Origin of the sequence: Bacteroides sp. AF25-5LB, from assembly GCF_003602965.1 — a bacterium.
GTDB lineage: Bacteria > Bacteroidota > Bacteroidia > Bacteroidales > Bacteroidaceae > Bacteroides > Bacteroides uniformis.
Map to the genome: position 1 here is coordinate 42,745 of NZ_QTMC01000021.1, position 24,669 is coordinate 67,413.

Here is a 24,669-nt window from a genome sequence, read left to right on the forward strand (position 1 = left end):
ACCTTGATGTGGTTTGCTACAAAAAATGTACTTTTGCAACTTTCAAAACATTAAAGTTGTTATTTAAAGAAAAGATTCTGTATGAAATCGGACATTGAAATAGCCCGCAGCATAGAGCTGAAGAAGATAAAGCAGGTTGCCGAAAGTGTGGATATCCCACGTGATGAGGTAGAGAACTATGGACGATACATAGCCAAGATTCCCACTCATCTGATTGATGAAGAGAAGGTGAAGAAAAGTAATCTGATACTGGTGACGGCAATTACTGCGACAAAGGCGGGTATCGGTAAAACAACCGTATCCATCGGTCTGGCACTGGGACTGAACAAGATAGGCAAAAAGGCAATTGTCGCTCTGCGCGAACCCTCTTTGGGTCCTTGTTTCGGCATGAAAGGCGGTGCTGCCGGCGGAGGATATGCCCAGGTGCTTCCCATGGAGAAGATAAACCTGCACTTTACGGGCGACTTTCACGCCATTACTTCGGCACACAACATGATTTCCGCATTACTCGACAATTATTTGTACCAACATCAGGCGGACGGCTTCGGACTGAAAGAAATCATCTGGCGGCGTGTACTCGATGTAAACGACCGTTCCTTGCGCAGTATTGTCACCGGATTGGGTCCGAGCACTAACGGCATTACCGAGGAGTCGGGCTTCGACATTACTCCGGCTTCTGAAATTATGGCCATTCTTTGCTTGGCAACAGACCTTGATGACCTCCGCCGTCGCATCGAGAACATTATCTTGGGATTTCGTTTTGATGGTACTCCATTCACTGTGAAAGAGTTAGGAGTAGCCGGTGCCATTACTGTTCTGCTGAAAGATGCCATCAATCCCAACTTGGTGCAGACTACCGAAGGTACTGCCGCTTTTGTTCATGGAGGACCGTTCGCAAATATTGCCCATGGTTGCAACTCCATTCTTGCCACAAAAATGGCCATGACATTCGGCGATTATGTAGTGACGGAAGCCGGCTTCGGGGCTGACCTGGGTGCGGAGAAGTTCTACAACATCAAGTGCCGCAAGAGCGGCCTACAACCCAAGTTGACGATAATCGTTGCTACCGCACAAGGATTGAAGATGCATGGCGGCGTCAGTCTGGACCGCATCAAGGAACCCAATATGGAAGGACTGAAAGAGGGCTTCGGCAATCTGGACAAGCATGTACGCAATTTGCGTTCATTCGGCCAGCAGGTCATCGTGGCATTCAACCGTTTTGCCAGTGATACGGACGAGGAGGTGGAAGCTATCCGCCGCCATTGCGAAGAAAAGCTCGAGGTAGGTTTTGCCGTGAACAACGCCTTTGCCAAAGGAGGAGAGGGAGCCGTTGACCTTGCCAATCTGGTAGTAGATACTATTGAGAACAAACCATCCGAGCCGCTGACCTTCACTTACGAGGAGAACGATTGCGTGGAACGCAAAATCGAAAAGGTAGCCTGCAACCTCTACGGAGCAAGTGTAGTGACTTACAGTCTCCATTCCCGCAAGGTTATCAAACTGATAGAGCAGATGGGTATCAGCCATTACCCCGTCTGTATCGCCAAGACGCAGTACTCCTTCTCTGCCGATCCGAAGATATATGGTGCGGTCAATAACTTTGAATTCCATATCAAGGATATTGTAGTCAACAACGGTGCGGAAATGATTGTAGCCATCGCCGGTGAAATTCTTCGTATGCCGGGATTACCAAAGAAACCACAAGCCGAACACATTGATATTGTGGATGGAAATATAGAAGGGCTGAGCTAAACGCGCTCCGCGCGTTTAGAATTAAAAAACAAGAATAAAGGCTGCGCAGTTCAAAGCGAACATCGCGCAGCCTTTAATTTTAATTCTTAATTGCTGTTTGCTTATCAATAAGCAAACAGAGGATATTCTTTCATCTTTGCATTGACGCGTGCACGTACCTCTGCGATGACTTGTTCGTTGTCTACGTTGGACAGAACGGTTTCAATCATCTCGGCAATTTCGAGCATCAGGTCTTCCTTGGCACCACGGGTTGTGATGGCAGGAGTACCCAAACGGATGCCGGAAGTCTGGAAAGCCGAGCGGCTGTCAAACGGAACCATGTTTTTGTTTACGGTGATGTCGGCAGATACCAACGCTTTCTCGGCAACCTTACCGGTCAAATCGGGATATTTGCTGCGCAGGTCCACCAGCATGGAGTGGTTGTCCGTACCGCCGGAAACAATAGTGAAGCCACGGTCCATCAAGGCTTGTGCCAGGACAGCGGCATTTTTCTTCACCTGCTTGGCATATTCTTTCCATTCCGGTTGCAGGATTTCGCCGAAGGCAACGGCTTTGGCTGCGATGACATGTTCCAGCGGACCACCTTGGATACCGGGGAATACGGCTGAATCCAGCAACTGGGACATCATCTTGATTTCTCCCTTCGGAGTTTTCTTGCCCCAGGGATTGGGGAAGTCCTTACCCATCATGATAACGCCACCACGAGGACCACGCAGAGTCTTGTGAGTAGTAGAGGTCACTATGTGGGCGTATTTCACGGGGTTATCCAGTTCACCGGCTGCAATCAGTCCGGCAGGATGAGCCATGTCAATCATCAGGATGGCACCTATCTTGTCCGCGATTTCGCGCATGCGCTTGTAGTCCCATTCGCGGGAATAAGCAGAACCGCCGCCGATAATCATTTTGGGTTTCTCGCGCAGGGCAACTTCTTCCATCTGGTCATAGTCCACGCGTCCGGTTTCCCGGTTCAGATTGTATTCGCAGGGAGTATAGATAATACCGGAAGTGTTGACCTGGGAGCCATGGGAGAGGTGACCACCGTGTGCAAGGTTCAGTCCCATGAATTTGTCGCCCGGGTTGAGCACGGCGAGGAATACGGCTGCATTAGCTTGTGCACCGGAGTGCGGCTGTACGTTGGCCCATTCTGCACCGAAGATTTGTTTCAGGCGGTCGATGGCAATCTGTTCACTCTGATCCACTACCTCACAGCCACCATAGTAACGCTTGCCGGGGTATCCTTCAGCATACTTGTTGGTAAGGCAGGAGCCCATTGCCTGCATAACTTGGTCACTTACAAAGTTCTCTGATGCAATCAGTTCAATGCCTTTGAGCTGACGTTGGTGTTCTTTTTCGATAAGTTCGAAAATTAAATCATCTCTTTTCATTCTGCTTATTAGATAAGTTTGGTAAATCTGTGTTCTCTTATTAAGCGCACAAATTTACGGGAAATAAATGAATAAATTGAAAGAAAAGGAAGAAATTTACTGTCAAAAGAACACTCCGAAAGAAAAACTCAGCACATTGTCCCTGCGGTGAAAACGGATTTCGTTTTTCGTGTTTTCGTCAGCAGCGTTGTTGTCGGCCGGAATATCGTATGTCACGCTCTTGGAGATGTTGTGCAGCCCCATGTCGTAACGGAAGTCGAAAAAGACGCGTGAGATGGTGACGGATACGCCGACGGTGAAACTGAGATTGAGCGGACGCAGCCTTTCACGGATATTCACCTGGTCGAAATTCTCGAAGTCGATGTCACTTTTCCTGTCCCATATATAGCGCACTTTGGGTCCTCCAAAGACGGCAAGGCTGTACGGCCCCTCCTTGATGAAGTTGTATCCGTAGATGACGGGGATGTCTATACTGTGGATGGACGATGTAATGGAGGCTTCCTCCGGCCGGGCTCCTGATGCGGCGTCTTCGGGCAGAGGTTTCTCGAAGGTGATGTTGCACCGGTTGATGTTGTAGGATATTTCCGGTTGCAGGAAGTGGCGGTCGAAGTTTATCCGCATGAAAAGGGAACCGAAATATCCTATTTTGTAATTGTTCTGCACTTCGTCAATGGGCACTCCGTTGACGCTGAACTGGGATACAAGGAACAAGGAAGAGGTGAAACCGCCTTTGAAACCGAAATTGACCGGAGTTTCCTTGTGGTGTCCGGAATGCTCTTCGTCGGCAGTACCGGGCACAACCGGAGTCTGTCCCCACATCATGGCGGGGAAGGCCAACAGATATAAGCCCATCAAGATTCGTCGCAACTCCATCTCTTAAAACCTTTATCGCATTATTACTTCTTTTTCTCTACTGACCATCCGAATTTGCCTATCTTTTCTCCCAGCTCATAATATCCACCGTGCACATAGACCAAGGGATTCGTTTCCGCCAGTTCCAGTTTGCCGGTTTCAGGGTTCAGATTACGGGTATCGGCACGTACATTTACCACATCCGCTATAAACATGTCGTGCGAACCGAGAGCCATAATCTCCTTTACCCGGCATTCTATGCAAAGCGGTGATTCCTCGATAAGAGGCGCGCTGACTACGGTGCTTTTCCCCGGTGTCAGATGCATTTCCTCGAATTTGTTGTAGTCCTTTCCGGAGCGTACGCCACACCAGTCCGTGGCACGGGCCATGTCTTTCGTGGTGAGATTGATGACGAATTCCATATTCCGCTTGATGATGTCGTAGGAGTGGCGTTCGGGGCGTACGGAGATGTAGCACATGGGCGGGTTCGTACAAATCGTCCCCGTCCATGCGATAGTCAGAATGTTATATTCCTCCGGAGTGCTTCCGCAGCTCACCAATACGGCAGGCAGCGGATAAATCATTGTTCCGGGTTTCCAGTCTTCTTTCATATAATCTCAATATCTTCTCTGGTCTGCTCCTTTTCGCAGTAGTGGCATTTGATGACGCAATTGTCCTTATCCACGACATGAAACAACGTAGGCATAGGCTCATTGTTCGTGATGCACTTCGGGTTGGCGCATTTCACGATTCCGCGCAGCTCTTCGGGCAGGCGGACTTCGCGTTTCTCCACCACTTCGTAGTCGCGGATAATGTTCAGTTTTACATTGGGAGCCACCACGGCGATACGGTTTATCTCTTCGTCGCAGAAGAACTTGTCGGCAATCTTGATGATGCCTTTCGTGCCCAGCTTCTTGCTCTTGAGGTTGAAGCCGATGGTGATATTGTTGCTCATGTGTTCCAGTCCGAGCAGGGAGACTACGGTAAACAGTCTCTCGGAGGGTATATGGTCTATTACAGTGCCGTTTTCCAGAGCAGCAACCTGCAATTCCTGTTTCTTTTCGCTTAACATCTTGAAATATTAGTTATTAGACGATTCTACTGAATTACTCCTTTACTCTTTTTCACCTCATCCAGCGTGATGCCCAGTACATCGCACAGAATAGCTTCACGGGCATACAGTCCGTTTTGTGCCTGCTGGAAATAGTATGCCTTGGGATTGTCGTCCACATCATAGGCTATTTCGTTGACACGGGGCAGCGGATGCAGGATGCGCAGGTTGGGACGGGTATGTTCCAGCATCTTGTTGCGCAGGATGTAGACATTCTTCACCCGCTCGTACTCCATAAGGTCGGTGAAGCGCTCGCGCTGCACACGGGTCATGTAGAGGATGTCGGCATCAGCAATGATTTCTTCCGTAAAGTCCGTATGTTCCACGTACTTGATGTTGTGCTCGCGGCAGTAAATTTTGTATTCTTCGGGCATCCGCAACTCGTCGGGAGCGATGAAGTGGAAAGTGGGGTTGAAGTGGCGCATGGCCATCAGCAGGGAGTGGACGGTACGGCCATACTTCAAGTCGCCGACCAGAAAAATGTTCAGGTTCTCCAGTGTGCCTTGTGTCTTGTAGATGGAGTAGAGATCGAGCATGGTTTGTGAGGGATGCTGGTTGGCACCGTCTCCGGCATTCACAATGGGCACGGTGGTGACTTCACTGGCATAGCGTGCGGCCCCTTCGAGGTGGTGGCGCATCACGATGATGTCGGCATAGTTGCTCACCATCTTGATGGTGTCTTTCAGCGTCTCGCCCTTGGATGAGCTGGTGGCCTTGGGGTCGCTGAACCCGATGACACGTGCTCCAAGCCGGTTGGCGGCAGTCTCGAAACTGAGGCGTGTACGGGTGGAAGGCTCGAAAAATAAGGTGGCAACTACTTTCCCGTCCAATATATGCCGGTTGGGATGGGCTTCAAACTCTTTCGCCATCTCGAGCATATAGAGGATTTTTTCCCGGCTATGCTCGGCAATGGTGACTAAACTTCTGTTTTCCATATCGTTGAATTCATTTGTACTTTTCGAGAGTGTAAAGTTACGGAAAATATGCGGGCTACGGAAATATGCGGGGAAGTTTTTTGCGAAACATGGGCTGTTTTTTTAACCGTGTGGCTTGTTGTCCGGAATGCCACACTTCATCATTCGGAATGCCACACTTCGACAAGGCAAACGCCGCATTTCGCGAATGTTCAAGTGTGGCATTTGCCCTATTCAAGTGCGGCGTTTGCCTTGTCGAAGTGTAGCATTCCGGACAGTGAAGTGTGGTATCTCTTTACACCGTCGCCGTCGTTCTTTTTAACGACAACGTCGTTTTTTCTCTTCTCTTATTCTCTTATCTCCTCTTACGCGCGCGAGGGCAAGTTTTCGTTGTCCCAATCTGTATTATAGCTCATTACGATGTATTTTTCCTTTCCGGTTTTTTCTTCAAGTTTTCTAATTGTTTTGCAATCGTTTTGCATTTCACTGAGAGTTTCCATTAAAATAAACGGGCGTTTTTTTTGCGGATGCCGGAAATCTTATCCTGAAAAAGATATAAAAAGCATAGGCACATCCAATATATTTCCGTACCTTTGCCCTATTATTGAACTTTGATTTTAGCAACTGAAACATGATAAGGAAAGTCGTCAAAATCCTATGGATTTTCATCGCACTGATTTCGCTGGTGTGTGTCTTTATATTCTTTTCCATAGCCAAGGGCTGGATAGGCTATATGCCTCCGGTGGAAGACCTGGAAAATCCGAATTACAAATTTGCCACAGAAGTCTTTTCCGAGGACGGAAAAGTATTGGGTACTTATTCCTATAGTAAGGAAAACCGCGTGTTTGTGGGATACAATGATTTGTCGCCCAATATCATTAACGCCTTGATAGCTACGGAAGATGTACGTTTTGCCGAACATTCGGGCATTGACGCCTACGCCCTGACGCGTGCCGTAGTGAAGCGCGGTATCCTGATGCAGAAGAATGCCGGCGGTGGCAGTACCATCACCCAGCAGCTTTCCAAACAGCTTTATTCTCCCAGTGCCGACAATGTGATGGAACGTCTGTTTCAGAAGCCCATCGAATGGGTGATTGCCGTAAAGCTGGAACGTTACTATACAAAAGAGGAAATCCTCACCATGTATCTCAACAAGTTCGATTTCCTGAACAATGCGGTAGGCATCAAGACTGCTGCCTTTACCTACTTCGGTTGCGAACCGAAAGATTTGAAGATTGAGGAAGCGGCTACGTTGGTGGGCATGTGCAAGAATCCGTCTCTCTATAATCCGGTGCGCTACAATGAACGTTCCCGCGGACGGCGCAATGTGGTGCTCGACCAGATGCGGAAAGCGGGATATATTACGGAAGCCGAGCGCGACTCCCTCCAGGCGTTGCCTCTGAAACTGAAGTACAACCGTGTGGACCACAAGGAAGGGTTGGCCACTTATTTCCGCGAATACCTGCGCGGCGTGCTCACCGCCAAGAAGCCCGACAAGGCCAACTACCGCGGTTGGCAGATGCAGAAATACTACGAGGATTCACTTGATTGGGAGAACAATCCGCTCTTTGGATGGTGCGAAAAGAACACCAAGAAAGACGGTACCAAATACAACCTCTACACCGACGGGCTGAAAATCTATACCACGCTCGACTCGCGTATGCAGCAGTATGCCGAGGATGCCGTGACAGAGCATCTGAAGGAACTGCAAGGTTACTTCTTCAAGGAAAAGAAAGGGGCCAAGAAAGCTCCCTACACCTTCCGTCTGACCCAGGAGCAGGTGGACGAGATTCTGGGACGTGCCATGAGGTTGTCCGACCGCTACCGCATTATGAAGAAAGCCGGAGCCACCGAAGCTGAAATAAAGAAAGCCTTCGATACCCCGGAGGAGATGTCCGTATTCAGTTGGGAAGGGGAGAAAGACACCATTATGACCCCGATGGATTCCATCCGTTACTACAAGTTCTTCCTTCGTGCCGGTTTCATGTCCATGGACCCGCGCAGCGGACATGTCAAGGCATACGTAGGCGGACCGAACTACCATTACTTCCAGTACGATATGGCCATGGTGGGACGCCGCCAGGTAGGTTCTACCATCAAGCCTTTCCTTTATACATTGGCTATGGAGAACGGTTTTTCTCCCTGCGACGAAGTGCGCCACGTGGAATACACGCTGATTGATGAAAACGGAAAACCGTGGACGCCGCGTAATGCCAACAAAAAGCTGATTGGTGACATGGTGACTGTGAAGTGGGGGCTGGCAAACTCGGACAACTGGATTACGGCCTATCTCATGAGCAAGCTGAATCCCTATAATCTGAAACGTCTTATACATACTTTCGGTGTCCGCAACCGTGATATAGTACCTTCCGTTTCACTCTGTCTGGGCCCGTGCGAGATTTCCGTCGGCGAGATGGTAAGTGCCTATACCGCATTCCCCAACAAGGGTATCCGGGTAGCTCCGCTGTTCGTGACCCGCATCGAGGACAACGACGGAAACGTGCTGGCAACCTTTGCTCCCGAAATGCAGGAAGTCATCAGCGTATCCAGCGCTTACAAGATGCTGGTCATGCTGCGTGCCGTTGTCAACGAAGGTACCGGAGGCCGTGTGCGCCGTCTGGGTGTGAAAGCCGACATGGGCGGCAAGACCGGAACGACGAACTACAATGCCGACGGCTGGTTTATGGGCTTCACGCCTTCGCTTGTGTCCGGTTGCTGGGTGGGCGGTGAGGACCGCGACATCCACTTCGATACGATGCTTCACGGACAAGGTGCTTCCATGGCATTGCCTATCTGGACCAAATACATGGTGAAAGTGCTCGGTGACAAATCTCTGGGATATGATGAAAATGAAACATTCCAGTTGCCCGAAGGCTATGACCCGTGCAAGGATGATGTGAATCTGGAAGGAGACACCCATATAGAAGAACCGATAGAGGGACTCGACGAACTGTTTAATTAGTTGAAAGGTGAAAATTGAAAGTGGAAAGGTAAACTTTCAATTTTCACCTTTTCCCCTTTCACCTTAAAAAATGGATTATACGATTAGTATTGGGAGCAACGAGCAGCGGAGGGAGAACATGGAACTGGCTCGCAGACGCTTGACGGAACTTTTTTCGGGAATACGTTTCTCGGAAGAGGAGGAGACGGCACCTTTGTTCTTTCACCGTCCGAATCTGTTCTCCAATCAGGTGGCATGCTTTGCTTCCGATAATCCGGTAGAGGAAGTCACCGCCTGCCTGAAAGCCATCGAACGGGAAGCCGGAAGGAAGCCCGAGGAGAAGGAGCAGGAAATTGTACGGCTGGATATAGACTTGTTGTCTTGTGACGGGACTGTCTATAAGCCAAAAGATTTGAAACGTGATTATATCCTGCGAGGATTGAAACAACTGTTATAATTAATAAAGAATATAAGGAGATGTGTCGATAGTATATGAACACTTTCGGATACACTCTCATTTTAAAAAACGAAGATTGAAAATGAAATTTTTAGGAATCATACCTGCCCGTTACGCATCTACGCGTTTTCCAGCCAAACCATTGGCGGTGTTGGGCGGAAAAACCGTGATACAGCGAGTATACGAGCAAGTGGCAGGAATCTTGGACGATGCATACGTGGCTACGGACGATGAGCGTATTGAAGTCGCAGTAAAAGCATTCGGAGGAAAGGTGGTAATGACTTCCACCGAACATAAAAGCGGCACCGACCGCTGTCAGGAAGCTTGTACAAAAATAGGAGGACAGTTTGATGTCGTGGTGAATATCCAGGGGGATGAGCCTTTCATCCAGCCTTCGCAGTTACAAGCCGTCAAAGCATGTTTCGACGATCCGGCCACCCAGATAGCCACTCTGGTGAAACCCTTTACGGTAGATAATGGTTTCGAGGCACTGGAAAATGTGAACTCTCCGAAGGTTGTGCTCAACAAAAACAGGAATGCCCTCTATTTTAGCCGTTCCATCATTCCCTACCAGCGCAATGCGGCGAAGGAAGACTGGCTGAAGAACCATACGTATTATAAGCATATCGGCCTTTATGCCTATCGCGTAGAGGTACTGAAAGAGATAACCGCCCTTCCGCAGTCATCCCTCGAGATTGCCGAATCATTGGAACAGCTTCGTTGGTTGGAAAACGGATACACTATCAAAGCAGGTATCACGGATGTGGAAACTATCGGCATAGATACTCCTCAAGATTTGGAACGGGCAGAAGAATTTCTTAAAAGCCATGGGCAGTAAACTAGAAAGCCCATGCTGAACCGAAGTGACCAACCCCGGATTCTCGAACCGGAACAACTGGTGGTGCAAAGGCCGGAACGTATCAAGTTGCCTAATGGCGTACCATTGAGCGTGCTCAATGCCGGTGACAATGAAGTGACACGTATCGATCTCCTCATGGCAGGCGGCCGATGGCAACAGAAACAGCCCTTGCAGGCGTTGTTTACGAACCGCATGCTTCGCGAGGGCACCCGACGCTACGATGCCGCCCGGATAGCGGAAAAGCTGGACTATTATGGAGCCTGGCTGGAATTGTCCAGTGCATCCGAGTATGCCTATGTCACCCTTTATTCTCTGAATAAATACCTTCCCCAAACGCTTGATGTATTGGAATCTATCGTCAAAGAGCCGGTATTTCCCGAGAAAGAGCTGGGAGTGATTGTAGACAATAATATCCAGCAGTTTCTTGTCAACTCTTCCAAGGTGGACTTTCTGGCGCACCGCGGATTGGTGAAGGCTCTGTACGGCGGGCAGCATCCCGGCGGACGTCTGGTGCAGGAAGAGGATTATCGGCGTATCACCCCTGCGGTGCTACGCGAGTTTTATGACCGTTACTATCATTCCAATAATTGCAGCATCTATCTCTCGGGTAAGGTAACCGGTGATTGCATCCACAGGATAGAGTCCTTGTTTGGCTGCGAGGCTTTCGGTACGGATTTCCGCAAACCGGAGAAGACAGAATTCCATCCGGTTACCACCTCCGGAAAACGTATCTTCATCGAACGTCCGGACGCCCTGCAAAGTGCCGTCCGTATGGGCATGCTTTCCCTGGACCGTAATCATCCGGACTACTTGAAGGCCCGCGTACTGGTCACACTGTTCGGGGGTTATTTTGGCAGTCGCCTGATGTCCAATATCCGGGAAGATAAAGGATACACATACGGTATCTCCGCAGCCATCATGCCCTATCCGGGGCAGGGAGTGTTGGCGGTCAGTGCCGAAGCCGCCAACGAATTTGTGGAGCCTCTTATCGGTGAGGTTTATCATGAAATAGACCGCCTTCAGAACGAGCTGGCTTCCGATGGAGAGCTTTCCATGGTGAAGAACTATATGTTGGGAGACATGTGCCGTAGTTATGAATCTGCATTCTCGTTGGCAGATGCCTGGATTTTTGTGCAGGTATCGGGCTTGCAGGATACCTACTTTGCCGAAGCACTGGATGCTGTCAAGGAGGTTACTCCACAAGAAATCCGTGAACTTGCAGGGCGGCATTTATGCAAAGAGAAATTAAAAGAAATAGTGTGCGGCAAAAAAATGTCATAAAAAGCGGGAGTTATCGCATCATTTTACCGGATAAATCCTACCTTTGTCAATTATCAACTATCAATTATCAATTAATGAAATATCTATATACTGCACTCATTCTGGCTTTCTTATGCCAAGGTGGAGCCACTGCCCAGGAAAAAAAAAGCGGCTTTTTCGATAAAGTGAAAAGTACATTCTCTTCGGAGATAAAGATAGGTACCTATACGTTCAAAGATAACGGGGCCGTCTATACCGGTGAAATAAAAGGCCGCAAGCCCAATGGAAAGGGGAAGACCGTTTTCAAGAACGGCGACGTCTACGAGGGTGAGTATGTGAAGGGCAAGCGTGAAGGCTACGGTACATATATGTTTCCCGACGGTGAAAAGTATGAGGGGCAATGGTTTCAAGACCAGCAGCATGGCAGGGGTATCTACTATTTTATGAATAACAACCGTTATGACGGCATGTGGTTTCAGGATTACCAGCACGGTAAAGGAACCATGTACTATTACAATGGTGATATTTATGAGGGCGACTGGGTGAATGATAAACGCGAAGGCCAAGGAACGTATACCTGGAAGAACGGTTCCAAGTATGTAGGCTCGTGGAAGAATGACAAGAAAGACGGCAAAGGAACACTGACCTGGAATGACGGTTCCAAATATGACGGGGAGTGGAAAAATGATGTCCGGGACGGTAAAGGAACTTTTGAATATGCCAACGGCGACAAATATGTAGGTGACTGGAAGGACGACATGCAGCATGGCAAAGGTATTTACTTTTTCCATACCGGCGACCGTTACGAAGGTTCTTATGTTCAAGGTGAACGTACCGGAGAGGGCATTTATTACCATGCCAGCGGCAACAAGTATGTGGGCAGCTTCAAGGATGGAAAGCAGGAAGGCCACGGCACATTTACGTGGGCAAGCGGCGCCGTTTACGAAGGTAATTGGAAAGACAACCAACGTGACGGATACGGTACTTACAAATGGAATGTAGGTGACTCTTACGAAGGTGAATGGAAAGACAATAAGTTCAACGGCCAAGGTACCCTGATTCAGACCGATGGAACCAAATATAAAGGCGGTTTTGTGAACGGTATGGAAGAAGGTAGCGGTATCCAGGAAGATAAGAACGGAAATCGTTATGAAGGCTTTTTCAAACAAGGAAAGAAACACGGCCCGTTTGTGGAAACGGACAAGAACGGAAAAGTGATACGGAAGGGAACGTACAAAATGGGAAGGTTGGAAAATTAAAGAAATAGAATTAAAAATTAAAGGCTGCGCAATATTCGTCTGAACTGCGCAGCCTTTAATTTTTTATTATCAATTATCTAAAGCCTCGTGTTTAGATAATGTATTGTGAACTGATTGATTCATTGTTCATCACCCGCTTGATGGTTTCGGCGAACATATCGGCAATGCTCAACTGTTTAACCTTGTCACATTTTTTAGAGTAGGGGATACTATCGGTAAATACCATCTCCGTCAGTGCAGATTCTTGTACACGGAAAGAAGCCGGGTCGGACATTACGCAGTGGCTGGCAATGGCACGGACAGATTTGGCTCCGGCTTCCAACATGATGTTGGCAGCCTTGGTAATGGTTCCTGCTGTATCTACAATATCGTCTACCAATACTACATTCTTGTCTTTTACATCACCGATGATTTGCATGGTGGCAACCACGTTTGCTTTTTCACGTGTCTTGTTGCACAGCACCAGGGGTACACCGAGATATTTGGAGAATGTACTGGCACGCTTTGAACCGCCGACATCCGGGGTAGCGATTACCAAGTCTTCCAGCTTCAAGGATTCAATATAGGGGAGGAACACTGCTGATGCATACAAATGATCCACCGGAATGTTGAAGAAACCCTGAATCTGGTCTGCATGAAGGTCCATCGTAATCAAACGGTCGATGCCTGCAACAGAAAGCAGGTCGGCCACCAGCTTGGCGCCGATGGAAACACGGGGTTTGTCTTTTCTGTCCTGACGTGCCCAACCGAAATAGGGGATAACGGCTACAACGCTTTTTGCCGATGCTCTTTTAGCGGCATCGATCATCAGCAGAAGTTCCATCAGATTGTCAGAATTAGGGAAGGTTGATTGAACCAGGAATACATGCGAGCCACGGATAGATTCCTCATAAGAGACTGCAAACTCACCATCCGCAAAATGGGTGATGTTCATCTTTCCCAGAGGGCAATCAAGGCTAGCGCAGATTTTCTCTGCAAGGTATCTCGAATTTGTTCCGGAGAATACCATAAAGGGTGCTTTTTCGCTCATTTGTGTAATAGATGTTACCTATTTGTTAATTTGCATGCAAAGGTATGAATTTCCCGTTACATAAAACAAGAGTTATTGTATAAAAATTATTTTTCTTTCTCGGATTTATTCGTAGCTTTGCTTTATGAAACGACTTTCTTCCATATGCTTTGCGGGATTGCTGTGCCTTTGTACAGCAATGGTTTCGTGTGTAGGAACGGCACCCATGAAGGAAGTGCGCCTTATCGACTCTCTAAACCAGGTGGCTTATGCTTATCGTTATAAAAACCTGGATTCATCCTGCTATGCGGCATCAAGGGCCTACCGTGAAGTCAGCCTCTATAAACAAGGAAAAGCGGAAGCATCCAATAATCTGGGCTTTTGTGCTTTTATGCGTATGGATTTTGAGCAGGCCGAAAAATTTCATATGGATGTCTATAATCTGACCAAGAATGAACTGGAACTCCTTGTTGCCGACATCGGCTTGATGAAGATTTATCAGCGGACGGCGTTGAACAAGGAGTTCTATGATTACCGCAACAGTGCCTTGCGCCGTATGAAAAGGATAGCGGAGGATGACAATCTGTTTGTGGACCGACACGAGCAAATGCGTTTGAATTATGCCCGTTCCGAATTTTATATCGTATCTGCTGTTTATTATTATTATCTGCAACAACGTCCCGAGGCAGTGGCTTCTATCAATGAAGTAACTGATAATCAAAAATTGTTGGCAGATACCAACCAGTTATTGTACTATCATTACATTAAGGGATCCGCTGCCTTGTGTGAAGGCGAGACGCCGGACGAACAAAGGCTGCGAGAGTTTGACGAACTATATACCACGTGGCGGTTGGCATCCCGTAAAGGGTATCTCTACTTTGAAGGGAACGGAGTGCAGGGGCTTGCCAACCTGATGGCCTCACCGGAGAATTACGAGTTTTTCCAGGACCGCCGTTCCCATGCCCTGACACGGTTTGGAGTATCGGTAGACTCTCTATTGCCAATGCGTCTAGGGCAGTTGGCTCTGCAGAAGTTCAGTCAATATAAAGATTTGTATCAGATAGCAGGCGCATATGTGTCCATTGGCAAATACCTGAATGCCCACAGTCACTATACAGAAGCTCTTGACACGTTAAAACTTGCTCTGGAATGTGTAAATGACCATCACCGCCTTTTCTATGACTGCCACGATAGTTTGGACTGGCTGAAAGCATTTGACCGTCGAGATACGATTTGCGCGGAGAAGGCATGGATGGAGCAGAAACTGAAAACCGTACCTGAGTGGATTTCACGTATTCGTGAACAGTTGAGCGTTTCGTATGCAGGACTCGGGATGAAAGAAAAATCAGACTATAACCGCAATATTTACCTGGATATCCTTGAAGATACACGCCAGGATAAAGAGCTGGAAAGCCGCTATCAGGCATTGGAAAAGGAGGCGGGACAGCTCAACGTTGTGTTGTCACTGGTCATTGTGGGCTTCGTGCTTGTATCGCTCTTTTTCTGGTTTTTCAACAAGCGTTCCAAAGACCGGAACAGAGTACATCTCCACCGTCTGCAACTGATGCTGGACATCTGTCAGAAGATAACGGCATCCATTCCGGCAGATGCACAGACTGAGGAGGAAATCATCGACTCTATCCGGACGGCTGTCTGCCCGGAATTGGAAAAGCTGTTTGGAGTGAAGGACATCCGCATAGACAACGGGCAATTAGTGTTCCCGCGTCGGATGAGCAAGGATGAGCAGGCGATGGTACGGGTGATAACTCCCTATATCCAATGGGCGATAGACAACGGCATGACGTCCATCTCCCTTGGCGACGAACGCCGCAGACTGGAAAAGCAACGCTACATTTACGAGCAGCACATCGCAGGGAACAAACGGCAAAATCTGATAAAGAAAGCATGTATGGCTATTGTCAACGGAATTCACCCGTACATAGACCGTATCATCAACGAAGTACAGAAACTGACTCAAAAAGGATTCATCAAAGAGGAGCGGATAAAGGAGGAGAAATACCAGTATATCGACGAGTTGGTTACTACCATCAACGAATACAATGATATTCTTGCCCTTTGGATAAAGATGAAGCAAGGAAGCCTTAGCCTAAACATAGAGACGTTCGAATTGAATGAACTTTTCGAGCTGCTCAGGAAAGGAAGCCGTACATTCGAGATGAAGAGACAGTCGTTGGAGGTGCAGCCTACGGATATCAGGGTAAAGGCAGACAAGGCCCTTACATTGTTTATGATAAATACACTGGCGGAGAATGCCCGTAAATATACCCCTCAGGGCGGTATGGTGAAAGTATATGCACGGCAGGAGGAGGATTATGTGGAAATCTCGGTAGAGGATAATGGTTGTGGATTGTCACCGGAAGATGTAGCCCGCATCGTGGGAGAAAAAGTATATGACTCAAAAGCCATCGGTATGAGTGACGCTCCCGACAAGGAGGAATTGAGGAAGAACAAAGGAAGTGGCTTTGGACTGATGAACTGTAAGGGCATCATTGAAAAATATCGCAAGACGAATGATTTGTTCAAGGTCTGTCTGTTTAATGTGGAGAGCGGGCTGGGAAAAGGCAGCCGTTTTTATTTCCGTCTGCCTGCCGGTATCCGTAAGTCCGTGTCGGTGTTGCTCGTTGTGTTGTCTTTGTGCATGTCATCCTGCCGGCATGCTGTGGAACAGCCTGCTTCCGGAGAGGTGTTACCGGGTTCTTTGGCACTGCTTGCACAGAATGAATACGAAGCTTTGCTGGACGAAGCCTCCGATTATGCCAATGAAGCTTATTACTGCAATGTAGACGGAGAATACGAACTGGCTTTACAATACATAGATTCGGCAATGTATTGCCTGAACGAACATTACAAGCAATACGCCCATCCTATACATCGCTATATGACGCTGACGGGAGACGGGGCGCCTGCGGAACTGGATTGGTGGAACCAGATGTTCAATTCGGATTTCCATGTAATTCTGGATATCAGGAATGAAGCGGCAGTCTCATTTCTTGCATTGAAGCAATGGGATGACTATAGTTATAATAATGCTGCCTACACTACCTTATACAAACTGTTGGGAGAAGACCAATCCTTGGAAGAATATTGCCGGCAGCTGGAGCGTTCCACCAACAACAAGATGGTGGGCATTTTGCTGGCGGTGATTTTGCTGTTCGTATTGCTGTTGGGATATTACATACTCTACTTCCGTAAACGTCTGGTGAACCGCTGGAATCTGGAGCAAGTACTGGAAATTAATGGAAAGGTGTTCAATGCCTCCTTGTTGCCGGTTTCGGATACGGAGGAAATGTTGCAGCGTGAGGAGGATACATTGAAGGAAATCCCGCGGCAGATTGTAGGTTCCGCTTTTGATGCAGTGAACGAACTTTTGAGTATCGACCGGTTAAGCATAGCTGTATACAACGAGACTACACATAAGCTGGAATATACTTCCAATCCAGTGGAAGATACCGCCGTGGACGAGTTGCCTATCTGGAGGAAATATATGGAGAATTGCTTTGAGCAGCAAGTGTACATATCGGAAAAGGGTATACAAGCATTGCCGCTTGTTGTGGATGCGGGAAATATGTGTCGTTGCATAGGTGTGCTGTGTCTGGAACGTAGGGAAGGTACGGAGCAGGAGACCGACCATTTGCTTTTGGAACTGATAGCCCGTTATGTCTCCATTGTAATCTTCAATGCAGTGGTTAAGTTGGCTACGAAATACCGGGACATCGAAGTGGCTCAAGATGAAGCCCGGCGAGCTTCCTGGGAAGACAGTTTGCTGCATGTACAGAACATGGTGCTGGATAATTGTCTCTCGACCATCAAGCATGAAACGATTTATTATCCGAACAAGATAAAGCAGCTGATAGGGAAACTGCGGTCCGGCAAACAGACAGAAGCGGAGGAGCGGGAAACGGTGGTTGCCATCAGCGAATTGATAGAGTATTACAAAGGTATCTTTACGACACTCAGTTCATGCGCTTCCCGCCAGTTGGAAGAGGTGACTTTCAGGCGTGCGACAATATCTGTGCCGGAACTTATGGCTACTGCCGGGAAATATTTCCGCAAAGTGTATAAGGGAAACAAGGCGCATATTGATTTTAAGATACAACCGTTGGAAGGACGGATTACCGGCGACTGGAACCAGTTGCGTTTCCTGCTTGAAAACCTGATAGACGAGGCTTGCTCCGTAACTCTGGATGGAGCTGTCTGTCTGTCGGCCCGGGAAGATGGGGAATTTATACGTTTTCTGTTTACAGATATGCGTAGGGAAAAGACCCGTGAAGAATTGAACCAATTGTTCTATCCCGACTTGTCTCGCATGACGGCCGGTGAGAAAGGAGAACTGTATGGTACGGAATATCTGGTGTGCAAGCAGATTATCCGCGACCATGACGAGTTTGCCGGACACCGGGGATGCCGTATCAATGCCGAACCGGGAAAGGAAGGAGGTTTTACAATATATTTTACGCTACCGAAAAAATGAAATATGGAAGACAAAAAATTTAAAGTAATCATCGTTGAGGATGTCAAGTTGGAGCTGAAAGGGACGGAAGAGATTTTCCGCCATGAAATTCCCAATGCGGAGGTAATAGGTACTGCTATGACTGAGCAGGAGTTCTGGACATTGATTGAAGCCGGCGTGCCGGATCTTGTTCTGCTGGACTTAGGATTAGGAGGTTCGACCACAATCGGGGTGGACATCTGCCGGAATATCTTCAAGCGTTATCCGGGAGTACATGTGCTGATATTCACGGGAGAAATATTGAATGAGAAGTTATGGGTGGACGTACTTGAAGCCGGTGCCGACGGCATTATCCTGAAAACCGGAGAGTTGCTGACCAAAACCGATGTGCAGGCAGTGATGGACGGCAAGAAGCTGGTCTTTAACTATCCGATACTGGAGAAAATAGTGGAACGCTTCAAGAAATCTGTCCTGAATGATACAAAACGTCAGGAAGCAATCATAAGCTATGATATTGATGAGTATGACGAGCGTTTCCTCCGTCATTTGGCACTGGGCTATACCAAAGAAATGATTGCCAATCTTAGGGGAATGCCTTTTGGAGTCAAGTCGCTGGAGAAACGACAGAATGACTTGATTGGCCGTCTTTTCCCGCCTAGTGAACGGGTGGGGGTGAATGCCACTCGTCTGGTGGTGCGTGCATTGGAACTCCGAATTCTGAATATAGACAATCTGGAAGCCGACGATGAGTAAACTCCGGATGCCACATCCCGCTACGATGTTCTTCCTGCTGACGCTGGCAGTCATCCTCCTTTCATGGATATTCGATGTCTATGGCCTGAGCGTGCTGCAACCGCAGACTGGAGAAGAAATACGGGTGCAGAGCCTGCTGAGTCCGGAGGGCATACGCTGGCTGCTGCGCCATGTCATAACCAATTTTACGGGATTCGCTCCGTTAGGGCTGGTGATTGTGGCTATGTTCGGAATAGGGGTGGCACAGCATTCGGGTTTCATCGATGCATGTATTCGCAGGGGGGTACGACGTCCACGTGATCCTTGGCGCATTATTCTGCTGGTCATTGTCTTAGGACTGTTGTCCAATATAGTGGGAGATGCAGGATATATCATTCTGTTGCCGATAGCTGCGACTTTGTTCCAGTCCGTCGGTCTGCACCCCATTGGAGGTATAATTACAGCTTATGTTTCAGTCTCTTGTGGCTATAGCGCTAATGTGTTTTTGAGTACATTAGACCCCATGATTGCCTCTGTAACGCAAGAAGCGGCTGATAGGATGAATATTGCTCCGGGGCAGACTGGACCGCTGTGCAATTATTATTTTCTCTTTGTTTCCACGTTCCTGCTTGCATTTATCATTTATCATATTACCCGCAGGAGCTTGTTGCCGCACTTGGGAGTGTATGCAGGGGATATTCATTTTAATGGCTACAAACAATTGTCCCGCAAGGAACGGAGAGCTATGTTGGGAGCTGTATTTGCAGGCTTGCTGTATATTGCCATTATTCTGTGGGCTACATTCTCTTCATGGGGGATATTGCGGAGTGTCAATGGTGGGTTGATTCGTTCTCCGTTTATAGTCGGTATTCTGTTTTTGCTTTCGTTTGGAATAGGTTTGATGGGGATGGTCTATGGTTTTGCCTCCGGCCGATACCGTACGGACGGTGATGTGATAGAAGGACTTACGCAGCCGATGAAACTGCTGGGCGTTTATTTTGTGATAGCTTTCTTTGCCTCACAGATGTTTGCTTGTTTTGAATATTCCCACTTGGACAAGTGCATTGCCATTTTAGGCGCTAATCTGCTGTCCTCCGCCTCTTTGAGTAGTTTATGGATATTGATTCTCTTCATTCTTTTTACGGCGCTGGTCAATCTCTTTATGGTATCTGCCACAGCTAAATGGGCTTTCATGTCTTTCATTTTTGTTCCGGTATTGGCAAGTATGGGCATTTCGCCGGATATGACCCAATGTGCGTTCCGTATAGGTGACAGTGCAACAAATGCCATAACACCTTTTATGTTCTACATGCCACTTGTCTTGACCTATATGCAGCAATATGATAGGCAATCCACTTATGGTTCACTGCTGAAGTATACTTGGAGATATTCTTTAGTCATTCTATTGGCATGGACTGCCTTATTTGTACTTTGGTACATCAGCGGTTTGCCATTAGGACTGTAATATCATAACCGATGAACAGCCCGTTTTCGATAACCCCGGTAATGGCTTTCAGTTTCTGTTCCAAATCAGGAACAATGTTGCTGAGATGAATGTCAAGAATGAAATTACCGTTTTCGGTAAATACCGGGCCGTCTTTTCCTTCTGCAAGACGTAGGCTGATTTTTGAAGCTCCCAATAAGCGTATCTCGTTTTCCACATGGGAGAGAGCATGTGGAAATACTTCTACCGGTATGGGGTATTTGCTCCCCAGTTTGCTGACAAGCTTGCTCTCATCGACAATGATGTAAGTCTTACCACTGCTTTTAATGAGAAGTTTCTCCTTAAACATGGCTCCACCACGTCCTTTGATGAGGTTATTATGCGGATCCACTTCGTCTGCACCGTCGAATGTCCAATCCGGACGCTTATTCCACAGAGTAGTTTGCGGCAGGCCAAGCTGTATACATGTCATCGAAATTTCGGCAGATGCCGGAATGATTTCTATATGCAAAGATTCTTGTTTAACTCGTTGAGTTAATGCAAACAAAGTGAGATAAACGGTAGAGCCGGAGCCTGCTCCTATGACATCACCGTCTTTGGCCAGTCCGGCAATCTCCTGGGCTACCAATTCCTTACTCGCCTTATTGCTGATTTTATTTGACCATTGCAATTCTTGTATCAACTGATTTTCCCATTCCATCTCTTTAAAATTTAGTTGTTATTACTCTTTCATTCATTTTCGGGTCAATGCTACTTTTCCTACTTGAATATTCCTCCATATTTTTACTTTTTATAATTAGTAACATTGATAATTTGCAAAAAGTTTTAATACATCTGTATATAAATACCGTGTATCTTGTTTGTAAAGGTAACTAATCATTACTTTTTATGTAGCAAATGAGCCTTTTATACATAGGTAACGAAAAAAGGTGATACAAAAATTTGCAATATTCGTAAAAAAGCGTACCTTTGCACCGCAATTAAGGCTGGTTCCGTAGCTCAGCTGGATAGAGCAACGCCCTTCTAAGGCGTGGGTCTTGCGTTCGAATCGCAACGGAATCACAAGGAAAAATGCTAATAGGTTCATTGACAACTTGTTAGCATTTTCTTTTTATGCTATCTGCACAACATTTGCACAACTTGCGAATAGGGAAAGAAAAAGCCGGGGAATAATTCCGGCTATATTGTTGTTTTAACCCCACCGCTGATTTTGGGAGTTGGGTCGTATTCTGCTTTTTGTCTTCGTTTCTCGTCCTCGTCTTTAAGGTACTTGTTCCTTATCTCTTTGATGTCATTCGTCATTCCCCATACCTTGAAGAAGAGGATGATTTGCAGTACTCCGAATATTAGGAGTATGATGGTTAGAAAGTCAACCATAATCAGTCTATTTTATAAATCATTAATAAATGTTTCTGCCGCATTTTTTTCTGATAGGGTAAATTTTTGATATTCATTAATTGCTTGCTCAATAAACCCTTTATTTTTTAATACCCTCAATTTATTAAGAAGCCTCTCAAAAGCATCTTTGTCTATCTGGTCTATTTTCTTATAAGTATCAACTACAAACTCAATAGCATCTGTATCGTTCAATCCGGTTTCATCCATGTAATATTTGCAAGCTTCAGGTATTCTGTTTAACCGAATAAACTTTGCGATTATACTTTCCATAGAATCGTCAGTATTATATGGAATATTATTGTAGTCTGATGCTTGTATTTGAAGATGTGTAGTTTCTTTTATGGTATCTTCAGAACATGGGCATCTGTTTTCTAATTCCTTCTTTGCTATGATTAGCTTTTCTTCAAGAACTTTCTTAGTATAAGCTTCTTGTTCTTCTTGCTCTCTTAACTTTTTTGCTTCGTATTCTTTAGTTTCTTTGACTACTGTAACCTCTGCCGAAATTGCGCTATTATACTTTTCTATAATCCTTGCTTTTTCATAATTGTATTCTTCTTCTGATAGAAATCCTTTTTTCCAATAGTCATGAATGTCACTGAGAGCTTTGTACATGAAGTATCTATCTTCAAAGTTATTTTCTATCATAACAGCAGTTCCAGATGCAGATACCATAAACATGGATTTTCCTCCACCGGAAACTTCGTCAAAGTCTATATGTAATCCAACAATAGCATCAGCCTGAAAAGATTTGGCTTTTGCTTTTAATTCAGCCATTACTTCCTTGTATATGGTGTTTAGCTTGTTTTGATAGGTATTAGAGCGTCCGCCAAAAACATCTGTTAGTGATGCTGCAAAATCAGAGAAAAAATTTGCTCCAATAACTATATTCGCATTTACTACACCTAAGTATCGTTTTATTGAATAATTTTCTATATTATTAGTAGTTGTGATTATCATAATCTTAGATATTTAGTTTGTTCTTTAATTCGTTGAACACATCGGGATTTTCAAGTTCTCCCCAGTAGTATTTCTTATAACTGTCTCGGTCAAAGCTCTGCTTTTTCATATAAATAAAGGGGCATATCTTATTGTATAAAACGATAAAAACAAATTTAGCAAAATGAGTTTTTGATTATTTTTTTAGATTAGTATATCCATGAAGATTCAGCTGAATATCTATGACTTTAGCATCTTCTTTGATGCTTTGAGTATAATATTCAGCTATTCTATTTTTGTCTCTTTGATAGAGCTTTTGTTCTCTTGTAGTTGCTTTATTTATGACCTTTTTGCTCATAACGTTGCAAATATAGCTTCTAATTTCGGAATAACTTGCGTATTATCTATATTATTAGAACATAGACTCACACAATTGGTTGTTTTACCATCTTTAGTTTTGCAAACTTTAATATTAAAATTATCTGCATTTTGGCTTAGGCTGACTTTGTATACATAGCTGTTTTTGGGGGCTTCCCAGAATTCTCCACTTGTATCTCTACCATATCTTATATCTAGATTTTCATTAATAGAAGCTAATTCATTTATTATTTGAAGCGTATTGTCATACCTATCATTAGGATTTGGTTCAATACATTTTTTTATTATCTTTTTGAGCTTTTTAGGGATATGTGGTAAATAGCATTTTCGATTTGGGAAAAGACCATTTGATATCATTCTTTTAAAAGCAACATCATCAAGCATTGGATTACCTGTGTTGGGAATCTGTCTATAAAATAACTCATTCCCATTAACCATTCTATATATAGTCAGTCCGGCTTGATATATGTCGTTTTTTATTGTCTGATTCAGGCCCTTCAATTGTTCCGGTGTTATATGCGGAGTATAGCATGCTTGTGCTGTACAGAAACCGTAGGTGTCGGTGTATAGTGCCAATCCAAAGTCCGACAGCATAGCTTCGTTAGAATCCGATATGAGGATATTGTCTGGTTTTATGTCAAAATGAACCAATCCTTTTGAGTGGATATGGTTCAGCCCAGACAGGAACTGTATCGAATACCGGATAACTTCTCTTACTGTCAAGTAACTCCCGTTTGAAATCCTTTTCTTTAGCGAACCGTTCTTGTAAAAAGGCATAGCTACATATATGTTGTCATCGTCTTCGCAAGCGTAGTTCACTTTCACAATGTTGTTATGGTTGTGGGCGTACAATAAGCGCGCTTCTTTGAAATACTCATCGGGGCTTGTAGAGGGATTCTTCTTTATCTCCTTAACTACTATTTCCCCATCCAATTGGTTGTCATGAGCCAAAAAGACCTTTGAATTGCGACCTTCTTGCCCTATTTCTTTTATTTCATCGAAATCTAATCTTACTTTACAGTTTTTCATATCATCATAGATTAAATGCGCTTAATGCCGCTAATAATGATTCTTTTTCTTCTTTGTTGTATTCGCTCCAGTCATCGAAAAATTCACAATCATCCGCCTTGCTCTCAACCAATGGTTTGAAGTGTTCTCGTGCTATGCCAAGTCTGGCAGATATGGTTGAAATCTGTCCCACGTAATACTTTTCAATGCTTGAACTTGCAATCAACTCCTGTATTACAGCTTCCATATTGACCCGTTCGATGGAAATCTTTTGCGCTGTCGCCTCTGTCGCTCTGATGCAAGCCAAATTGACTTGGTTCTCAAATATGATGTCCAAGAATGTGCTCCGAATGAATTTTAGTTGCTCCGGCACCTCAAGGGCAATGGGAACATTGACTTTATCTATCAAGATAATATCTTTGTTTCCATCATTTTCTTTTATTATAGAGTAGATAATGCAATCAGGCTTTACTCTTATTCCGATTGATGTGTTATTCATTATA

The 24,669-nt window shown here is 45.9% G+C and carries 21 protein-coding genes and 1 tRNA gene; 10 read left to right on the forward strand and 12 right to left on the reverse strand.

Translation table 11 applies throughout. From position 1 onward, the window contains the following. Positions 1 to 81: 81 nt before the first annotated feature. Entirely contained in the window at positions 82 to 1,752 is a 1,671-nt protein-coding gene (locus tag DWY57_RS18300) for a formate--tetrahydrofolate ligase (RefSeq protein ID WP_119962218.1), read from the forward strand. 104 nt (positions 1,753 to 1,856) lie between these two features. On the opposite strand, the gene glyA is transcribed toward DWY57_RS18300, so the two are convergent. The 5 genes from glyA to pyrB all read right to left on the reverse strand — a co-directional run bounded on the left by glyA (position 1,857) and on the right by pyrB (position 6,035). Beyond that, positions 1,857 to 3,137: a serine hydroxymethyltransferase gene (gene glyA, locus DWY57_RS18305; RefSeq protein ID WP_119962219.1), complete on the reverse strand. Its 1,281-nt coding sequence runs from the start codon at positions 3,135 to 3,137 to the stop codon at positions 1,857 to 1,859. A gap of 102 nt (positions 3,138 to 3,239) precedes the next feature. Then, positions 3,240 to 4,010: a porin family protein gene (locus tag DWY57_RS18310; RefSeq protein WP_005829086.1), complete on the reverse strand. Its 771-nt coding sequence runs from the start codon at positions 4,008 to 4,010 to the stop codon at positions 3,240 to 3,242. A gap of 23 nt (positions 4,011 to 4,033) precedes the next feature. Then, positions 4,034 to 4,600: a flavin reductase family protein gene (locus tag DWY57_RS18315; RefSeq protein ID WP_005829084.1), complete on the reverse strand. Its 567-nt coding sequence runs from the start codon at positions 4,598 to 4,600 to the stop codon at positions 4,034 to 4,036. Then, a complete protein-coding gene (gene pyrI / locus DWY57_RS18320; protein ID WP_005829083.1) occupies positions 4,597 to 5,061 on the reverse strand; it encodes an aspartate carbamoyltransferase regulatory subunit in 465 nt (154 codons plus the stop codon). The genes DWY57_RS18315 and pyrI overlap by 4 nt, the downstream gene beginning before the upstream one ends. Positions 5,062 to 5,087: 26 nt before the next feature. Further along, entirely contained in the window at positions 5,088 to 6,035 is a 948-nt protein-coding gene (pyrB, locus tag DWY57_RS18325; protein WP_005829081.1) for an aspartate carbamoyltransferase, read from the reverse strand. 610 nt (positions 6,036 to 6,645) lie between these two features. On the opposite strand from pyrB, the gene DWY57_RS18330 reads away from it, so the two are divergent. From DWY57_RS18330 to DWY57_RS18350, 5 genes are all read left to right on the forward strand, one after another. Then, the gene (locus DWY57_RS18330; RefSeq protein WP_005829073.1) at positions 6,646 to 8,976 is read left to right on the forward strand and encodes a transglycosylase domain-containing protein; all 2,331 of its coding nucleotides are present in this window, start codon (positions 6,646 to 6,648) and stop codon (positions 8,974 to 8,976) included. 70 nt (positions 8,977 to 9,046) lie between these two features. Then, complete coding sequence (locus DWY57_RS18335; RefSeq protein ID WP_016273725.1) at positions 9,047 to 9,412, forward strand: 2-amino-4-hydroxy-6-hydroxymethyldihydropteridine diphosphokinase; 366 nt, start codon at positions 9,047 to 9,049, stop codon at positions 9,410 to 9,412. A gap of 82 nt (positions 9,413 to 9,494) precedes the next feature. Continuing rightward, positions 9,495 to 10,250, forward strand: a complete 756-nt coding sequence (kdsB, locus tag DWY57_RS18340) for a 3-deoxy-manno-octulosonate cytidylyltransferase (RefSeq protein ID WP_119962220.1) — start codon at positions 9,495 to 9,497, stop codon at positions 10,248 to 10,250. Between the two features lie 12 nt (positions 10,251 to 10,262). After that, the gene (locus DWY57_RS18345; protein ID WP_119962221.1) at positions 10,263 to 11,552 is read left to right on the forward strand and encodes a pitrilysin family protein; all 1,290 of its coding nucleotides are present in this window, start codon (positions 10,263 to 10,265) and stop codon (positions 11,550 to 11,552) included. Between the two features lie 74 nt (positions 11,553 to 11,626). Further along, a complete protein-coding gene (locus DWY57_RS18350; RefSeq protein ID WP_005829069.1) occupies positions 11,627 to 12,790 on the forward strand; it encodes a phosphatidylinositol-4-phosphate 5-kinase in 1,164 nt (387 codons plus the stop codon). Positions 12,791 to 12,881: 91 nt separating this feature from the next. Here the strand turns inward: DWY57_RS18350 and DWY57_RS18355 are convergent, their stop codons facing one another. Next, entirely contained in the window at positions 12,882 to 13,820 is a 939-nt protein-coding gene (locus tag DWY57_RS18355) for a ribose-phosphate pyrophosphokinase (protein ID WP_165491402.1), read from the reverse strand. A 124-nt stretch (positions 13,821 to 13,944) separates the two neighbouring features. Between DWY57_RS18355 and DWY57_RS18360 the strand changes: the two genes are divergently transcribed. The 3 genes from DWY57_RS18360 to DWY57_RS18370 are packed head-to-tail and all read left to right on the forward strand — an operon-like array spanning position 13,945 to position 20,467. Then, positions 13,945 to 18,291 carry a DUF5113 domain-containing protein gene (locus tag DWY57_RS18360; RefSeq protein ID WP_119962222.1) on the forward strand — a complete coding sequence of 1,449 codons (4,347 nt, stop codon included), beginning with the start codon at positions 13,945 to 13,947 and terminating at the stop codon, positions 18,289 to 18,291. Between the two features lie 3 nt (positions 18,292 to 18,294). Continuing rightward, positions 18,295 to 19,023, forward strand: coding sequence for a DUF5932 domain-containing protein (locus DWY57_RS18365; RefSeq protein WP_117966437.1), 729 nt, complete (start codon positions 18,295 to 18,297; stop codon positions 19,021 to 19,023). Continuing rightward, positions 19,016 to 20,467: an AbgT family transporter gene (locus DWY57_RS18370; protein WP_119958724.1), complete on the forward strand. Its 1,452-nt coding sequence runs from the start codon at positions 19,016 to 19,018 to the stop codon at positions 20,465 to 20,467. Before DWY57_RS18365 ends, DWY57_RS18370 begins: the two co-directional genes overlap by 8 nt. On the opposite strand, the gene rpiA is transcribed toward DWY57_RS18370, so the two are convergent. Beyond that, positions 20,442 to 21,146, reverse strand: a complete 705-nt coding sequence (rpiA, locus tag DWY57_RS18375) for a ribose 5-phosphate isomerase A (protein WP_119962223.1) — start codon at positions 21,144 to 21,146, stop codon at positions 20,442 to 20,444. The two genes, DWY57_RS18370 and rpiA, sit on opposite strands and share 26 nt — an antisense overlap. Positions 21,147 to 21,434: 288 nt before the next feature. On the opposite strand from rpiA, the gene DWY57_RS18380 reads away from it, so the two are divergent. Continuing rightward, positions 21,435 to 21,508: transfer RNA gene (locus tag DWY57_RS18380), tRNA-Arg, on the forward strand. A 117-nt stretch (positions 21,509 to 21,625) separates the two neighbouring features. On the opposite strand, the gene DWY57_RS18385 is transcribed toward DWY57_RS18380, so the two are convergent. The 5 genes from DWY57_RS18385 to DWY57_RS18400 form a co-directional block, all read right to left on the reverse strand. Continuing rightward, a complete protein-coding gene (locus tag DWY57_RS18385; RefSeq protein WP_005828941.1) occupies positions 21,626 to 21,823 on the reverse strand; it encodes a hypothetical protein in 198 nt (65 codons plus the stop codon). A 12-nt stretch (positions 21,824 to 21,835) separates the two neighbouring features. Beyond that, complete coding sequence (locus DWY57_RS18390; protein ID WP_005828939.1) at positions 21,836 to 22,801, reverse strand: YbjQ family protein; 966 nt, start codon at positions 22,799 to 22,801, stop codon at positions 21,836 to 21,838. Positions 22,802 to 22,976: 175 nt separating this feature from the next. After that, positions 22,977 to 23,138, reverse strand: a complete 162-nt coding sequence (locus tag DWY57_RS20985) for a hypothetical protein (RefSeq protein ID WP_165853622.1) — start codon at positions 23,136 to 23,138, stop codon at positions 22,977 to 22,979. Continuing rightward, positions 23,135 to 24,187 carry a serine/threonine-protein kinase gene (locus DWY57_RS18395; RefSeq protein WP_119962224.1) on the reverse strand — a complete coding sequence of 351 codons (1,053 nt, stop codon included), beginning with the start codon at positions 24,185 to 24,187 and terminating at the stop codon, positions 23,135 to 23,137. Before DWY57_RS18395 ends, DWY57_RS20985 begins: the two co-directional genes overlap by 4 nt. Before the next feature lie 4 nt (positions 24,188 to 24,191). Further along, positions 24,192 to 24,665, reverse strand: a complete 474-nt coding sequence (locus DWY57_RS18400; protein WP_119962225.1) for a hypothetical protein — start codon at positions 24,663 to 24,665, stop codon at positions 24,192 to 24,194. Positions 24,666 to 24,669: the final 4 nt, after the last annotated feature.

Excerpts from the sequence above, each read along its gene's own strand:
- DWY57_RS18300 (WP_119962218.1), top strand. The coding sequence starts at position 82 with ATGAAATCGGACATTGAAATAGCCCGCAGCATAGAGCTGAAGAAGATA.
- glyA (WP_119962219.1), bottom strand. The coding sequence starts at position 3,137 with ATGAAAAGAGATGATTTAATTTTCGAACTTATCGAAAAAGAACACCAA.
- DWY57_RS18310 (WP_005829086.1), bottom strand. The coding sequence starts at position 4,010 with ATGGAGTTGCGACGAATCTTGATGGGCTTATATCTGTTGGCCTTCCCC.
- DWY57_RS18315 (WP_005829084.1), bottom strand. The coding sequence starts at position 4,600 with ATGAAAGAAGACTGGAAACCCGGAACAATGATTTATCCGCTGCCTGCC.
- pyrI (WP_005829083.1), bottom strand. The coding sequence starts at position 5,061 with ATGTTAAGCGAAAAGAAACAGGAATTGCAGGTTGCTGCTCTGGAAAAC.
- pyrB (WP_005829081.1), bottom strand. The coding sequence starts at position 6,035 with ATGGAAAACAGAAGTTTAGTCACCATTGCCGAGCATAGCCGGGAAAAA.
- DWY57_RS18330 (WP_005829073.1), top strand. The coding sequence starts at position 6,646 with ATGATAAGGAAAGTCGTCAAAATCCTATGGATTTTCATCGCACTGATT.
- DWY57_RS18335 (WP_016273725.1), top strand. The coding sequence starts at position 9,047 with ATGGATTATACGATTAGTATTGGGAGCAACGAGCAGCGGAGGGAGAAC.
- kdsB (WP_119962220.1), top strand. The coding sequence starts at position 9,495 with ATGAAATTTTTAGGAATCATACCTGCCCGTTACGCATCTACGCGTTTT.
- DWY57_RS18345 (WP_119962221.1), top strand. The coding sequence starts at position 10,263 with ATGCTGAACCGAAGTGACCAACCCCGGATTCTCGAACCGGAACAACTG.
- DWY57_RS18350 (WP_005829069.1), top strand. The coding sequence starts at position 11,627 with ATGAAATATCTATATACTGCACTCATTCTGGCTTTCTTATGCCAAGGT.
- DWY57_RS18355 (WP_165491402.1), bottom strand. The coding sequence starts at position 13,820 with ATGAGCGAAAAAGCACCCTTTATGGTATTCTCCGGAACAAATTCGAGA.
- DWY57_RS18360 (WP_119962222.1), top strand. The coding sequence starts at position 13,945 with ATGAAACGACTTTCTTCCATATGCTTTGCGGGATTGCTGTGCCTTTGT.
- DWY57_RS18365 (WP_117966437.1), top strand. The coding sequence starts at position 18,295 with ATGGAAGACAAAAAATTTAAAGTAATCATCGTTGAGGATGTCAAGTTG.
- DWY57_RS18370 (WP_119958724.1), top strand. The coding sequence starts at position 19,016 with ATGAGTAAACTCCGGATGCCACATCCCGCTACGATGTTCTTCCTGCTG.
- rpiA (WP_119962223.1), bottom strand. The coding sequence starts at position 21,146 with ATGGAATGGGAAAATCAGTTGATACAAGAATTGCAATGGTCAAATAAA.
- DWY57_RS18385 (WP_005828941.1), bottom strand. The coding sequence starts at position 21,823 with ATGGTTGACTTTCTAACCATCATACTCCTAATATTCGGAGTACTGCAA.
- DWY57_RS18390 (WP_005828939.1), bottom strand. The coding sequence starts at position 22,801 with ATGATAATCACAACTACTAATAATATAGAAAATTATTCAATAAAACGA.
- DWY57_RS20985 (WP_165853622.1), bottom strand. The coding sequence starts at position 23,138 with ATGAGCAAAAAGGTCATAAATAAAGCAACTACAAGAGAACAAAAGCTC.
- DWY57_RS18395 (WP_119962224.1), bottom strand. The coding sequence starts at position 24,187 with ATGAAAAACTGTAAAGTAAGATTAGATTTCGATGAAATAAAAGAAATA.
- DWY57_RS18400 (WP_119962225.1), bottom strand. The coding sequence starts at position 24,665 with ATGAATAACACATCAATCGGAATAAGAGTAAAGCCTGATTGCATTATC.